The 13372-nt window shown below is 64.5% G+C and carries 16 protein-coding genes (1 of these 16 only partly in view); 7 read left to right on the top strand and 9 right to left on the bottom strand.

All coding sequences use genetic code 11. From position 1 onward, the window contains the following. Positions 1 to 142, top strand: the end of a protein-coding gene (locus tag DEIDE_RS01700) for an acyl-CoA acyltransferase (protein ID WP_242402936.1). It extends 623 nt beyond the left edge of the window; only the last 142 of its 765 coding nucleotides appear in the window; the start codon falls outside the window, past its left edge; it ends in the stop codon at positions 140 to 142. 88 nt (positions 143 to 230) lie between these two features. Further along, positions 231 to 767 (top strand): single-stranded DNA-binding protein, encoded by a 537-nt coding sequence (locus DEIDE_RS01695; RefSeq protein ID WP_012692241.1) that lies wholly within the window; start codon positions 231 to 233, stop codon positions 765 to 767. 37 nt (positions 768 to 804) lie between these two features. Here the strand turns inward: DEIDE_RS01695 and DEIDE_RS01690 are convergent, their stop codons facing one another. From DEIDE_RS01690 to DEIDE_RS01680, 3 genes are all read right to left on the bottom strand, one after another. After that, positions 805 to 1233: a pyrophosphohydrolase domain-containing protein gene (locus DEIDE_RS01690; RefSeq protein ID WP_012692240.1), complete on the bottom strand. Its 429-nt coding sequence runs from the start codon at positions 1231 to 1233 to the stop codon at positions 805 to 807. 114 nt (positions 1234 to 1347) lie between these two features. After that, positions 1348 to 1734 (bottom strand): hypothetical protein, encoded by a 387-nt coding sequence (locus DEIDE_RS01685; protein ID WP_041226982.1) that lies wholly within the window; start codon positions 1732 to 1734, stop codon positions 1348 to 1350. 618 nt (positions 1735 to 2352) lie between these two features. Further along, the gene (locus DEIDE_RS01680; RefSeq protein ID WP_012692238.1) at positions 2353 to 2991 is read right to left on the bottom strand and encodes a metallophosphoesterase family protein; all 639 of its coding nucleotides are present in this window, start codon (positions 2989 to 2991) and stop codon (positions 2353 to 2355) included. A 577-nt stretch (positions 2992 to 3568) separates the two neighbouring features. Between DEIDE_RS01680 and rocF the strand changes: the two genes are divergently transcribed. After that, the gene (gene rocF, locus DEIDE_RS01675) at positions 3569 to 4468 is read left to right on the top strand and encodes an arginase (protein ID WP_012692237.1); all 900 of its coding nucleotides are present in this window, start codon (positions 3569 to 3571) and stop codon (positions 4466 to 4468) included. Between the two features lie 170 nt (positions 4469 to 4638). Here the strand turns inward: rocF and DEIDE_RS01670 are convergent, their stop codons facing one another. Further along, positions 4639 to 5214: a DinB family protein gene (locus DEIDE_RS01670; protein WP_041226981.1), complete on the bottom strand. Its 576-nt coding sequence runs from the start codon at positions 5212 to 5214 to the stop codon at positions 4639 to 4641. Between the two features lie 8 nt (positions 5215 to 5222). Then, the gene (locus tag DEIDE_RS01665) at positions 5223 to 6245 is read right to left on the bottom strand and encodes a tRNA dihydrouridine synthase (RefSeq protein ID WP_242402935.1); all 1023 of its coding nucleotides are present in this window, start codon (positions 6243 to 6245) and stop codon (positions 5223 to 5225) included. A gap of 163 nt (positions 6246 to 6408) precedes the next feature. Between DEIDE_RS01665 and DEIDE_RS01660 the strand changes: the two genes are divergently transcribed. Beyond that, the gene (locus DEIDE_RS01660; RefSeq protein ID WP_012692234.1) at positions 6409 to 6951 is read left to right on the top strand and encodes a GNAT family N-acetyltransferase; all 543 of its coding nucleotides are present in this window, start codon (positions 6409 to 6411) and stop codon (positions 6949 to 6951) included. A gap of 90 nt (positions 6952 to 7041) precedes the next feature. Next, complete coding sequence (gene argB, locus DEIDE_RS01655) at positions 7042 to 7791, top strand: acetylglutamate kinase (protein ID WP_041227327.1); 750 nt, start codon at positions 7042 to 7044, stop codon at positions 7789 to 7791. 43 nt (positions 7792 to 7834) lie between these two features. Here argB and DEIDE_RS01650 read toward each other — a convergent pair whose 3' ends face one another. The 4 genes from DEIDE_RS01650 to purE all read right to left on the bottom strand — a co-directional run bounded on the left by DEIDE_RS01650 (position 7835) and on the right by purE (position 11401). Next, positions 7835 to 8413 carry a GNAT family N-acetyltransferase gene (locus DEIDE_RS01650; RefSeq protein ID WP_012692232.1) on the bottom strand — a complete coding sequence of 193 codons (579 nt, stop codon included), beginning with the start codon at positions 8411 to 8413 and terminating at the stop codon, positions 7835 to 7837. Positions 8414 to 8485: 72 nt separating this feature from the next. Then, positions 8486 to 9664 (bottom strand): VanW family protein, encoded by a 1179-nt coding sequence (locus tag DEIDE_RS01645; protein WP_012692231.1) that lies wholly within the window; start codon positions 9662 to 9664, stop codon positions 8486 to 8488. Positions 9665 to 9749: 85 nt separating this feature from the next. After that, positions 9750 to 10883 carry a 5-(carboxyamino)imidazole ribonucleotide synthase gene (gene purK, locus DEIDE_RS01640; RefSeq protein ID WP_012692230.1) on the bottom strand — a complete coding sequence of 378 codons (1134 nt, stop codon included), beginning with the start codon at positions 10881 to 10883 and terminating at the stop codon, positions 9750 to 9752. Then, positions 10880 to 11401, bottom strand: a complete 522-nt coding sequence (gene purE / locus DEIDE_RS01635) for a 5-(carboxyamino)imidazole ribonucleotide mutase (RefSeq protein ID WP_041226980.1) — start codon at positions 11399 to 11401, stop codon at positions 10880 to 10882. The genes purK and purE overlap by 4 nt, the downstream gene beginning before the upstream one ends. Positions 11402 to 11461: 60 nt before the next feature. Between purE and DEIDE_RS01630 the strand changes: the two genes are divergently transcribed. Continuing rightward, positions 11462 to 12166, top strand: coding sequence for a creatininase family protein (locus tag DEIDE_RS01630; RefSeq protein ID WP_041226979.1), 705 nt, complete (start codon positions 11462 to 11464; stop codon positions 12164 to 12166). After that, a complete protein-coding gene (locus DEIDE_RS01625) occupies positions 12163 to 13341 on the top strand; it encodes a bifunctional folylpolyglutamate synthase/dihydrofolate synthase (protein ID WP_012692227.1) in 1179 nt (392 codons plus the stop codon). The genes DEIDE_RS01630 and DEIDE_RS01625 overlap by 4 nt, the downstream gene beginning before the upstream one ends. Positions 13342 to 13372 lie beyond the last annotated feature (31 nt).

The following is a 13372-nucleotide window of genomic DNA, read 5'->3' as shown; positions in this document are numbered from 1 at the left end:
GGAGCGCACGACCCGCCTGGCCTGGCGGCTGGCGCTGCGTGAGTGCCTGACCACGTACATGGAACGGGGATACAGCGTCACGGACCTGGCACGGGACGGCAACCGCGCCTTTTATGTGCTGACCCGAGCTCAACAGTTCTGAAGCAGCTTGGCCATGGGGGAATGTGCAGGTTCCCCCTCGCTGATTCCGTTTGCCTGTGTTATGTTATTTACATAAGGAGGCACACTGAATGTTGCATATAGAATTCCTGACCGACCTCGGGGCCAAAGTGACGGTGGACGTCGAGCACGAAAACCAGTTACTTGATGTCCAGCGCCATTACGGGCGTCTGGGCTGGACCAGCGGAGCGGTTCCCACAGGGGGTTACCAGTTTCCCCTGGACAATGAACCCGACTTCGACTGGAGCCTGATCGGCGCCCGTAAATGGACCAGCCCCGACGGTGAGGAACTGGTTATCCACAAGGGTCACGCTTACCGCCGCCGCGAACTGGAAGCGGTCGACAGCCGCAAGATGAAACTTCCCGCTGCCGTCAAGTTCTCGCGGGGAGCCAAGAGCACCGATCCTGAGCACCTGCGGGAGAAGGCCGACGGCGAGTTCGAGTACGTCACTCTGGCTATCTTCCGTGGCGGAAAACGCCAGGAGCGTTACGCCGTGCCTGGCGGTGCCCGTCCGGCAGCTCAGTCTGCCCGCCCCGCCCCGGCCCGGGCTCAGGCTGCCGCCCGGCCGGCTCCGGTGGCTGTCGTCGACGAAGAGACCCCGTTCTGATCTGAGGGCGGACGCTACCGCTTCTCCCTGCTTCCAGTTACCGCTTCAACTGCCGCTCCAGAACGGCACGCATGTTGGCAGGCTGCCAGCCTTCGGGCTTGAGTTGCTTGCCATCTTCGCGTCTTGGGCCACTTGCTTTGGCCAGATTGGCCTGATGAACTTCAGCGAAGGCAGCGTCCGCGTCTACACCCAGGATATCCAGTGCGCCATAGGTGACGTACAGCAGGTCCACCAGCTCGTGAACCAGTGGGCTCAGGTCCGCGCCTGCAGGCGCTTCACCGTGCGTGAGCTGGGCAGTCAGAGCGGCGAATTCCTGCGTGACCTCAGCGTATTCCTCGTCAATCAAGGTGCGGCGCAGCGCCAGAACCTCTGGAGCAGGCACCTGAGGGCGGTCAGGCAGGCGCAATCCCAGCGCCTCGTGAAAGGCCCGCAGCCGCCGGGCATTAGAGAGGGACGTGGAAGACATACCTGAATGCTAGCGGTCCCGGACTCCGGCTCCAGGTCGCCAGGTGGACGTCCTGCTCAGGTGCTCATCGGTAATGGTCAGAGCAGACGCCGCTGACGGAGCCTGTGACGTGACCTACAGAACGACAGGCAGAACCAGCTGTCGCCGTGAGCACAGCTGTTGTTGTTTCTGACACACATAGAGCGTGGCCTCCAGGCGTGCCGGATAGCGGGCTGCTGCCACCTGCCCAGGAACATACAGCCGCAGAGCGGCAGGGTACAGTAGTCCGAAATAGGTGGAGCGCTGGTCATGGGGACGCCCTTGTGGAATCGTCTGGAGCGTTCCCCAGGGCGTCTGCAACCTGATCTCGTTTGGTGTTTCGCGGCTCAGCAGCCAGTCCCTGAATGCCAGGTGGATCATCACGGTCTGGGTACTGCCAGACCGCACAGACACCACCTGAGGGTCCGATAGTGCACTGGTGACACCAGTGCAGCACAGCAGGAGAACCAGGAGACGGCGCACCGGCCCAGGCTACAGCAGGGCGACCTGCTCTCCATCCGGTTGTTCTTTTCAACAGCCTGGTGAAACAGCTCTGCGACTGTGGCTGTAGTCGACTCCCCGCGTTACTGAGCGAAGTGGCCCTATCCTGCCCAGCCTGCCGACTTTTGCAACAGCAGAACCGGATTCTTGACGAATCCGGTCCCATGTTCATGAAATTGTTAAGTAGCGGGTGGTGGGACTCGAACCCTCCTGCAGCCGACGGTGACCCGCTCGCACGCCCGTTGTTTATGGAGGTGGGCGTCTCCCTCCAGGCCTCGCCGCCAAGCCACATGTGCCGAAGCGGGCAACTCCGAAAGCTGGAATTAAGTATCTCCTGAGGACCATGGGTTTGCATGTGTCAGACGTACGGCATTCCTTAAGCTAGATGGCTGATGTGCCTGCTGGAGGTCTTCCACCTCATGAGGCTCTGTACCCGCAGCTCCCAATCCCTGAAGCAAAATTCTGCCCAAGAGGTACAGAAACATTTGGGCTGTCCGAAGCAGTGACCTGAAGACCGGATATAAGCATAGAAAAGGCGAGCTTCTGGCATAAGCCGCTCCTGCGTGCCTCCGGCAAACAGGTAAACGATCACAAGTCACGTCAAAGTTCAATCACGCGGTAGCCATAGGCATTGACCACCCGGGTTCCGGTGCCAGGATCAATGTATTCGGCCTTGCGACCTTCGTACTCATGGATATGGCCGTGCACCATCAAAGGGGGACGCCAGGCGAGCAGAAAGCGCGAAAGCTCCGGACAGCCTCTGTGGGCAAAATCATTGCCAGCATGCGGACCCTCTGGCGGAGCGTGAGTCAGAAGCACATCCACACCTCGCCGGGCCTGCCAGCCCACACGGCGCAGCCCCCACCGGGCCTGCCGTGGGGAGTACTGGCCGGTACCCTTCTCGCGGTAATGGGGGACGCCTCCCCAACCAGCAATCCGCAAGCCGGCGACTGTCACGACCCGGCCATGTGCGGGGATCACACCGCGCGGCGGAACCCGCTCCTCGCCTTCATTTACAAACTCGTTGCCGTGGTTTCCATGCACGTACACCACAGGCACCGGCAATTTGCTGGCCAGAAATTCCAGGTAGTCTCCAGGCAGGTCCCCGGCAGCCAGCACCGCGTCCACTTCCGGCAAACCCTGTGGAAACCCCTCCCGGTAAATAAAGGGATGCATATGGTCTGCGACCAGGAGCAGGCGGCGCAGCGGGCGGGAGACAGAGGGAGGCAGATCGGTCATCTGGCAGTTGGAGTGAAGCTATCCACCCAGATTACCTCACCATGCACGCCTGCCCCTTCCACCCAAGCAGACAAAGGCTCTCTGACCAGGAAGCTGGCCAGTCTCTGGACAGCGCCGACCTGATCCCGGGATTTGCTTCAGCATGCCCGGTGGCGCCTGGACATGTTTCGCCGCGTTGACCCCGCTGGTTCCGGCTGTTCTGGCAGGACCGCAGGTTAAAAGAACACGGCAGTCACTTCTGTTTTCCAACAACCGTACTGGGGCCGTGCGGCTTATGGAGCTGGTTTTCGTTGCGGCCCAGTTCAGAGATAAGCTCGCCAGGCTCGAGTGGGTGCGTGCAGAACAGCCAAAGTCACCCTGAGTGACACTGGGGGTCTGAAACGGGTGACTTCAATACCGTCCGAATGCTTCTGAGTTCAGGACGACACTGACCTGACCATGTGGCCGGAGCGATGTCCGCCTGATTACAGAGCATGAATATTCACCTGAATACTGGTCTGAGCCTGCCAGCCATCATCCGCCAAAAATAATGTTGCAGGCGTAAGGCATAGCGTTATCCACCACGTATGCTGCCGGGGTGAATATTTCGATTCTGGGCATTCCAATGGATCTGGGCGCTGGACGCCGTGGGGTGGACATGGGCGCCTCCGCACTCCGGAACGCCCACCTTGCTGCCCACCTGCGCCGGCTGGGGCATACGGTAACCGACCTTGGCGACATACCGGTGCCGATTCCTGAGACGGTAGATAAGCACCTGACTGGTGGGCTGGTGTTTCTGGAGCAGATTCAGCACACCTCGCAGGTCACCACCCAACGTGTGGCCGCCCTGGGCGCAGATGTCTTTCCCATTACTCTGGGTGGTGACCACAGCATCAGCATGGGCACCGTGACCGGCAACGCCCTGCGTGGTCAGCCGGAAGGCGTGCGCACCGGGGTGATCTGGGTGGACGCCCACAGCGACTACAACACCCCGCAGAGCAGTCCCAGCGGCAATATTCACGGCATGCCGGTCGCTCACCTGACTGGCCTGGGAGACCCGGTGCTGTCCAACCTGGGCGGGCTGTGGCAGCTGAGGGCCGAAGACATCGTGATGATCGGGATCCGCAGCGTGGACAGCCTGGAGCGTGAACTGTTGCGCGAGGCAGGCATCAAGGCCTACACCATGAAGGATGTGGATCAGCTGGGGATGACCCGTATCCATGCCGAGACCATGGAGCGGCTCTCCGCTGTCGAGCGTATCCATGTCTCCTTCGACGCCGACGCCCTGGACCCCTCCGTGGCCCCAGGGGTCGGCACACCGGTGCCGGGTGGCCTGACCTACCGCGAAGGCCATCTGCTGATGGAGTTGCTGTGCGAATCCGGTCGTGTCACCAGCATGGATATCGTAGAGGTCAACCCGGTGCTCGACACCCATAACCAGACGGCAGAAGTGATGGTAGGTATGGCTGCCAGCCTGCTGGGCCAGCGCATTCTGTAACAGGTATTCCCAGGTGCCGACCGCGCACGACGCAGGATCTGCCAAACAACACGGAGCCCAAGGGCCTGTGGCCACTGCGGCTCCGTTCCCGGTACTGCTTCCTGCGGCCCAGCATGTCAAATGAAGTACGCCGGGCAGGTCTGCCCGGCGTACCTGGTCGGCCCCTCTGCTCAGGGTTCGTCGTGCTCGGACGGGTCAGCCTCCGGTTCCAGGCCTCCACTCTGAGCCGCTGTCACCTGCGGGCGTGTAAAGCGCATGTAGTCCAGCCACGGCGGAGTGTGCCCCAGCTGACGGATCATCAGTGCGATCTGGGCCGTGTGCCGGACCTCGTGAGTCATGACGTGCCACATCAGCTGGTCCAGCGTGACGGTGTCGCTGTGAGGGTCATCCTGCACGAGCTTTACGCTGCGGTGTAAATCCGGCTCACTGCTCAGGAAGGTATGGGTCCGGGCCCCGACCTCACGGCCGTAGGCGATGATCCAGCCCAGGTCGTACTGCTCGGCGTGCGGAAGAACCCAGTCGTGTGCATACTGTCCATCACGGTCCACACCGTCCCCTCGGGCAATGGTGTGAACCCAGTGGTCCTCTACATCTGCGATATGCAGCAGCAGATCCTTGATGTTGTGAAAGCGGTCGCCTTCTGGCATCAGGTCGCGGCCCAGGTCCTCAGCCGGCAACGCCCGCAGAAAGTTCCACAACTGCTCTCGGGCAGCGGACAGATAGGCGTAATACTCGTGGGCGTTCATGGGCGTTATCAAGCATACTCTCCGCTCAGCGCCACTGCACCGGGATCAGGTTTGACGGCCCCCTCAGGGGAGGTCAGTAAAGGCGCCAGAGCCCGCTCGACATCGGCCAGAGTCACCACCTGCACCAGATCATCGCGCAGCTCGGGATGATCGGGCAGGTACTGGGGCAGGACCTTACGCAGGGGGCGCAGGGTCAGGCGGCCCGTATTGTCGTCATAAAACCGGGTCTGCAGCTCGGCGTGGCGCAGCGCCGTCCGGGCACGCTCCTGAGCCGACGGATACTGGTCACCCCCCGTAGCCAGTGCCCGGAACAACCAGGGGTTGCCTACTGCGCCCCGGCCGATCATGACCGCCGCCACGCCCAGAGCCTGACGGGCCCGCGCCTGGGCAGCGCTGCGTATGTCTCCGCTGCCCACCACAGGCACGTCAACTGCCGCAGCCACCCGGGCAATGGCCTCCCAGTCAGCCTCGCCGGTATAGCGCTGGGCACTGGTGCGGCCATGCACCGTGATGAGGTTCACGCCGGCTGCCGCCAGTCCCTGCGCAACTTCGACACTGCGGTCATGGTCCCAGCCCAGGCGGATCTTGGCGCTGACATCCAGGGTGGTGGCGGCCTTCATGGCCTGGATCAGTTCGAAGGCCACTTCTGGGGTCTGCAACAGGCACGCGCCACCCTTGCCGCGGATCTTGGGCACCGGGCAACCCATGTTCAGGTCAATGGCCGCAGGGGCAAACCATGCCTCGACCTTCTGTACGGCGCGCGCCAGCAGCTCGCTTTCGGCTCCGAACAGCTGCACGACCCGGTTGGTTTCACCCTCGAAGGGCCGTCCCAGCGACAGATTTTCCGAGTCACCGCCCAATACCAGCCCCCGCGCACTGATCATCTCACTGACGGTCCACAGCGCTCCCTGCTCCGCAGCGAGCTGGCGCAGCGGCGCGTCGCTGTATCCCGCCATTGGTGCCAGGACAGCGCCGGGCAGACCCAGACGGGAACGGTAAAAGCCCGGGCGGGCAGAGGACAGCTGGCTCATCTGGCAAGGGTAGCGCATACCCCCCTCCACAGCGTGAAATCAACCTCAATACGTTCAACAGCGCAGATACTGCCGCTTAAGCCCCGCGCCGGGTATGCTCAGAGCAGTCCGGCAGCTCATACCCCTTACGACTGACCCGCCTCGCCGGACGGGAGGCTTTACCTTGAACTCCACGCCGCTGGCGCTCCATCATGCGCCGCTGCTTCACAGGCTGTACACCGAGTCCCCCGGATATTTCACGTTGCTGGGCACCCGTGTGCCCACCGAGAAAGAAGTGGAGCGGGATGTAGAGATTGCCCTGCTCGACCCCCGGCGCCGGCTGGAACTGCTGCACGATGACCACGGAGAACTGGTCGGCAGCCTGGACTACAAACTGGATTTCCCGGAGCCAGGAGACCTCACCATCAACCTGCTGCTGATCCGCGAGAGCCGCCAGTCACAGCGCCTGGGTGAGCAGGCCATCCGGAATCTGGAAGCCCGTCTGCCGCGTGGGACCACGCGCCTGCTGGCGAGTGTGCTGGGCGACAATCCACGCGGCGCACGCTTCTGGGAACGGCAGGGGTTTACCTTTACGCTGGACGCCCGGCCGGTCATGTCCTGGTATGCCAAGACGCTGCAGCCCAGTTCGTCGGCCTCCAGGACGCCCGAGGACACCAGCCCCAGGGATCCTGCGGGAACCCCGGATCTGAGCTACGCCCCCCACTAAACAGGCCTGAGCCAGCCGGGGCAGAGCTGAGCTGCTGATGCCTGAGATGCTGCCGGTCAGCCCAGGCCATCCATGCCTTACACTGCCGGCGTGATCGTCAAGTACGGCGGAAATGCCATGAAAAGTCTGGAGCTGCGCCGTGCCGTAGCGTCCGAGATCGCTGCTGTGCGCCGGGAACTCCCGGTTGTGGTGGTCCACGGGGGTGGGCCGGTGATCGAGCGTGAGCTCTCGGCGCGGCAGATCCCCAGTGAATTCCGGGGGGGCCTCCGGGTCACTTCCCCGGAGGCCATGGACGTGGTGGAAATGGCGCTGTGTCAGCTGAACAAGCAGCTGAGTCAGGACGTAGGGCAGGCAGTTGGCCTGATGGGCCGCGACTGCGAGCTGCTGCGTGCCGAAGTGCTCGACCCTGCGCTGGGCCGGGTGGGCCGGGTCACAGCTGTAAACGCCGACCTTCTGCGGACCCTGCTGGGCGCCGGGCTGACGCCTGTGGTGGGCTGCATTGCCGTTGGCCTGGACGGCGAAGCCTTAAACATCAACGCGGATACTGCTGCTGGGGCGGTGGCGGGCGCCCTGAACGAAGGCATCATCTTCCTGACTGATGTCGACGGTGTGTACCGCTCGTTTCCTGACCCGGAAAGCCGCGCCCTTGTGCTGAGGCGCGCCGAGGTCGAGGCCGGAATTTCAGAGGGCTGGATTGCCGGCGGCATGATCCCCAAGGTCCGTGCCGCGCTTGACGCGCTTGAACGCGGCGCCCCCTTTGCAACGATCGCCAGCGGCATGCACTCCGGCGTTCTGGCAGCCGCTGTGCGGGGGGAAGCAGGCACCCGTATTCTGCCGTAAGCCGGAGCAGAATCTGTTGGCGCCAACCCGTCATTAAGCCCGCTCAGCGCACCACGCTGAACACCAGGGTGTCCCGCAACTGGCTGGGGTCATTTGCCGCCACCGAGTCATGCCGCAGGCAGCCGTCGAAGTGGTAGCCCAGCGCACGAGGAATACGGGCACTTCGTTCGTTGCGCGAGTCGCAGCGGATTTCCACACGGCGCAGGTGCAGGGTATCCAGGGCCAGATCAGTCAGCGCGCGTGTGACCTCCAGGGCATAACCGCGTCCGGTATACGGCGTGGAAATCCAGTACCCGATCTCCCCTTTTGGCACGCGCCAGTCCAGGGCGTGAAAGCCGCTGCTGCCTATCAGCTCCGTGCCATCGGCGCTCCAGACCAGCAGCCGCAGAGTTTCGCGTGAGGCGTAGGCCTCGGCTGCCTGGGTCAGGTTGTCCACGGTCCCGGCCAGATCCAGCGGGTTCTGGGCCCAGACCATCCATTCCCGCAGTTCCGGCAGCGAGGCCTGAATGGCCGCGTGAACTGCCGGCGCATCTTCCGGACGCGGAGCGCGCAACAGCAGCCTGGGCGTACGCAGTTCACTGGGAACCGGCGGCAGGTCAGGAAAAGACGCGGACAAAGCCATGCCGCACTTTACCTGGGGGGAACCGTACCGGCCAGCGAGCTTCCGCGCAGGATTTGAGGACTCGCAGGAGTCTCAGGATCTGGAACTCAGGCGCTTGTCGTTGGGGTTGACGCCGTACACGGCGCCCCAGGGCTCATACGTGCTTTTCAGGGTATGGGTGCTGATGACCTTGCCCTTGACCTTGATGGTCCGCCTGATCACGCTGGTCATGCCCTGCGCAGGGGTGTCCAGCAGGCGGCGCGCGCCGGGAGCCACATTGGGGTCGGCCGTGTAGCTCGGGTTTCCAGGCGCCCTGAACTTGCTGACCGAGGGTTGACTGATCTTGACTGTGCGCCCGGTGTTGGCCCCAAAGACATCAAAGCGCAGCGTCTTGGCAGCCGTGTCCCAGCCCGCCTGGATCATCAGGTACGCCCCGGTGTCGTTTTTCATGCGCAGATTCTTGTCAGGGGCATACACAGTGGCCTCGAACCCGACCGGATCGTAATACCTGACGCGGTGGCTGTGTTCGTGGCGCTCGGTGATGGGCAGTCCGGCCTTGTACAGCGCCCGGAAAATGGTGGTGCTGACCTGGCAGATGCCGCCGCCGTCCTCTTTTTCCAGGGTTCCGCCACTGATGACAAACCCTTTGACGAAGCCCGTGCTGGCGTCAACCTGTCCAACTTCCTCGTTGAAGTTGAACTCGTGACCCGGAGGGATAAAGAAGTTGTCGAGCTTGCTGGCTCCCACCAGGATGTTTTTTTCACGGAAGCCGGGGCTGCCGGCGTACCTGCTGGTGCCGGCCGCCACATGCGTCAGCACACCGCGCCCGGCCAGCAGGGCCACACTGCGTCTGGGACGGACTTCCTTGAATGCGACCTGTGCCTGTCCCTTGCCGCCGCGAATGGCTTTGAGCAGGTTGGCCTTGGTGCGGTCCCGGTCAAACAGCCAGCCGGTCTGATCGGCAGCGATCCAGCGGCCCGCCACATTGCGGAACACGGCCGGCTCAGGCTTGCGGGCGTTGACCTGCTTTTCTATGCGGTTGATAAGCGGAATCAGGGTGGTACTGAGCTTGCGGTACTTTTTGCTGGCTGCAATACCGGCCGCCGGTACGGTCCAGGATTTGACAATCGGATGACGGGTAACTTTCCCCTTCAGAATTTTCTGCTCGCTGGTTTTCAGAACCAGCTTGAACGGCTCGGATTTACCGGACTGGGCTGCCCCTTCTGGCGCCGAGAGGGCCAGCGCCAGGAGGGGCAGCAGATAAAACTTCATACCTCAGGCTAGGAGCCCCCGGCTGACGGGCCGTGAGGGTGCCCAGGAGGGATGTTTACAGCCCTTTACCCAGCATCCAGGGCCTTTAGGGAATCAGGCTTTCGAGCTGCTTCAGGCGCTGGCCCAAGGTGGCCTGATCGGGCGCGACCAGATTGACGTGCCCCAGCTTGCGTCCCGCCCGCCAGGCCTTGTGGTACAGGTGCACCCGGGTGCCTTCGAGGGCGTCGATGCCTGCCCAGTCGGGCGATAGCGCCTGCCCACCTTCGTCTTCCACGCCCACCACGTTGACCATGGCGCAGGGATGCAGGGGCCGCCAGTCGGCCAGAGGCAAGCCAAGTACAGCCCGCACCTGGGCCTCGAACTGGCTGAGGCCACCGCCGTCCTGGGTCAGGTGTCCGCTGTTGTGGACCCGCGGCGCGACCTCGTTGACCAGCAACTCGCCTCCGGGCAGCAGGAAGAATTCCAGGGTGATCAGGCCTTCCAGGGCCCAGCTTTCGGCCACCGCGCGCGCCAGTTTCCGGGCCCGGGCCTCGGTTCCTTCGGGCACAGCCGCCGGATACACGCTGGTTCGCAGGATGCCGCTGCGGTGCACGTTCTCGACCAGTGGCCCGAAAGCCACCTGCCCGGAGGCGCTGCGTGCAACTCCCAGGCTGACCTCGCGCTCGAACGGCACCACACCTTCGAGAACACACGGCACGCTGCCCAGGGAGGCCCAGGCGGCCTGAAGTTCCGTGGCGCTGCGCACCCGGACCTGCCCCTTGCCGTCATAGCCCAGCTCACTGGTTTTCAGCAGGCCCTGGCCACCGACCTGTTCCAGCGCTCCGTCGAGGTCGCCGGGCTCCTCCAGGCGCACGAACGGCGCCGTGCCCGCTCCGGCCGCGCGCAGGGCTTCTTTCTCCACCGCGCGGTGCTTGCTGCGGGCCAGCAACGACCCGGCCGGACGCACCGGAACCCGGCCTTCCAGGGCCGAAAGGGCCTGCACCGGCACGTTCTCGAATTCCAGGGTGACTGCGTCGCATCCGGCCAGGACGTCCAGCCCTGCCGGGTCGGTGTAGGGGGCGTGCAGGTGTTCGGCGCACAGCCGTGCAGGGGCCTGCGCGTCGGGTTCCAGCACCTGAACGCGCACCCCCAGCGGCAGAGCAGCCAGCGCCAGCATCTGCGCCAGCTGACCGCCGCCCAGAATGCCCAGCGTCAGTGGGCGTTCACGGTCCAGGGTCATTCGGCGCCTCCCTGGGCGTGCCCGTCGAAGTAGGGGTCGTCCAGCACCGAGCGGGTCTGGGCGTCCCGGTAGGCGTCCAGCCGGTCACGCACGGCCTCGTCGGTGGTGGCCAGCATGGCAGCGGCGAACAGGGCAGCGTTCTTTGCACCCGCCGCGCCGATGGCGAAGGTGGCGACCGGGATGCCGGCCGGCATCTGCACGATGCTCAGCAGGCTGTCCTGGCCACTCAGGGCGCGCGACTGCACCGGCACGCCCAGCACCGGCACGCGTGTAAAAGCCGCCAGCATGCCCGGCAGGTGCGCCGCGCCGCCAGCCCCGGCAATGATGCAGCTCAGGTTCAGGCGCTCGGCGCGGGCGGCATAACTGGGCAGCAGGTGCGGGGTCCGGTGGGCCGAAAGCACCCGGACCTCATAGGCGACTTCCAGCTGCTGCAGCACTTCCAGCGCCCCCTGCATGGTTTCGAAATCGCTGCGGCTGCCCATCACCACGCCCACCCGTGGCCGTCCCGTGTCGTTCATCACGAGCCGTATCGTAGCCCGCCGCCTGCCACCCCGCATCGGGAGCGCTACCCTGCCCGTATGCGTGTTCAGGACATGAACTGGGAAATGGTCGAGGCCTGGCTGCAGCGCGACGACCGCTGCGTGCTGCCGCTGGGCTGCACCGAGCAGCACGCCACGCTGAGTCTGGCCACAGATTCGCTGCTGGCCGAACGGATCTCCCTGGAAGCTGCGGGGCCGCTGGGAGTCCCGGTGTTCCCAGCGCTGCCCTACGGCATCACCCCGACGTTCATGGCCTACCCCGGCACCCTGAGCCTGCGCACTAGCACCTATCTGAGTGTGCTGGAGGACCTGCTGGGCAGCCTGTACACCCACGGTTTCCGGCGGATTCTGGTGGTCAACGGCCACGGGGGCAACGCTCCCGGACAGGGCTGGCTGGGCGAGTGGCTTTCGGCCCACCCGGACACCCGCGTGCAGTGGCACAACTGGTGGAACGCGCCGCGCACCTGGGCCGCTGTGCAGGCCACCGACGAACTGGCCAGCCACGCCAGCTGGATGGAAAATTTCCCCTGGACCCGCCTAGAAGGAGTGACGGCTCCAGAGGAGCGCAAGCCCGCCGTGGACCTGGGCCGCCTGAAACCGCTGGGGCCTCAGGCGGCCCGCGCGCTGCTGGGGGACGGAAATTACGCTGGCCTGCACGTGCGCCCCGATGAGGACATGGCGCGTATCTGGGCGCAGGCCGTGGCTGAAACCCGCGCGCTGTTAGAGAACGGCTGGGCCCCATGACCAGCCCGGATTACGACTGGCTGTACACCCGGACTCGCTCCGGCCGGGCGCGTGGACCTCAGGCGGCGCGCACCCTGCTTGATGCCCTGGGAGCCCCGGACCGCCGCTTTGGAAGCGTGCGCGTGGTGGGCACCAACGGCAAGGGCAGCACCTGCGCCATGCTGGAAGCCGGCCTGCTGGCCTGCGGAGTCCGGGTGGGCCGCTTTACCAGCCCCCACCTGCAGCACTACGAGGAACGCGTCCGCATAAACGGTTACAACCTGAAGCCCGAGCGCACTGCCGCCTTTATCGAGTGGGCGCGCGTTCATGCGCCTGACGCGGCTTTTTTCGACCTGACGCTGGCCCTGGCCTGTCAGGCTTTTGCCGAAAGCGGCGTGGAGCTTGCCGTGATGGAAGCTGGCGTGGGGGGCCGCAGCGACGCCACACAGACCCTGCCCGACGTGCGGGCCGTTGCCCTGACCAACGTGGACCTGGACCACACGACAGTCCTGGGTGAAACGGTGGCTGAGATCGCCGCTGACAAGGCGGGGGCGGCCCGGAGTGGGGTACCCCTGCTGACCACAGCTACGGGCGAGGCCCTTCAGACCATTCAGAAGGTCGCCGCCGAAACGGGAGCGCCGCTGCTGACCTTCCAGAGTCATCCGGAGCTGTTCGCTCTTCCCTATCCACCCGCCATGCAAGGCAAACACCAGCACATCAACGCGTCCCTGGCCGCTGCCACCCTGCGCACGCTGGGATATGCCTCGGGCCTGGACGCTGCCCTGGGGGCCATTCATCCGGGCCGACTGGAACGCTTCGAGGTCCAGGACCGGGTGGTGCTGGTAGACGGAGCCCACAATCCGCATGCCACCCGCGCGCTGGCCGCCAGCCTGAGCCGGGTGGACGCCATGCTGTTCGGAAATCTGGCCCGCAAGGACACGCACGCCACCCTGGCGCCCCTGCTTCCCCTGAGCAGCACGCGGCTGTTCACCGCGCCCGGTGAACTGGCCACCCCGCCCGATGAACTGGTCGCACGGTATGGAGGACTGTCGTATGCCGACCCCTATGAGGCCCTCGCGCAGGCGATCCGGCGCACGCCGCCCGGAGGCACGCTGCTGGTGACCGGAAGCCTGTATCTGGCAGGTCTGGCCCGCACGGTCATTCTGGACGAGATGACCGGGGAAGCCACGGCTTGACAGATTGCAGGGCGGCTCCTATACTTCATGC

This window comes from Deinococcus deserti VCD115 (genome assembly GCF_000020685.1).
Taxonomy (GTDB): domain Bacteria; phylum Deinococcota; class Deinococci; order Deinococcales; family Deinococcaceae; genus Deinococcus; species Deinococcus deserti.
The sequence above is the reverse complement of the archived record's forward strand: the minus strand, read 5'-3'. Positions and strand labels throughout refer to the sequence as shown.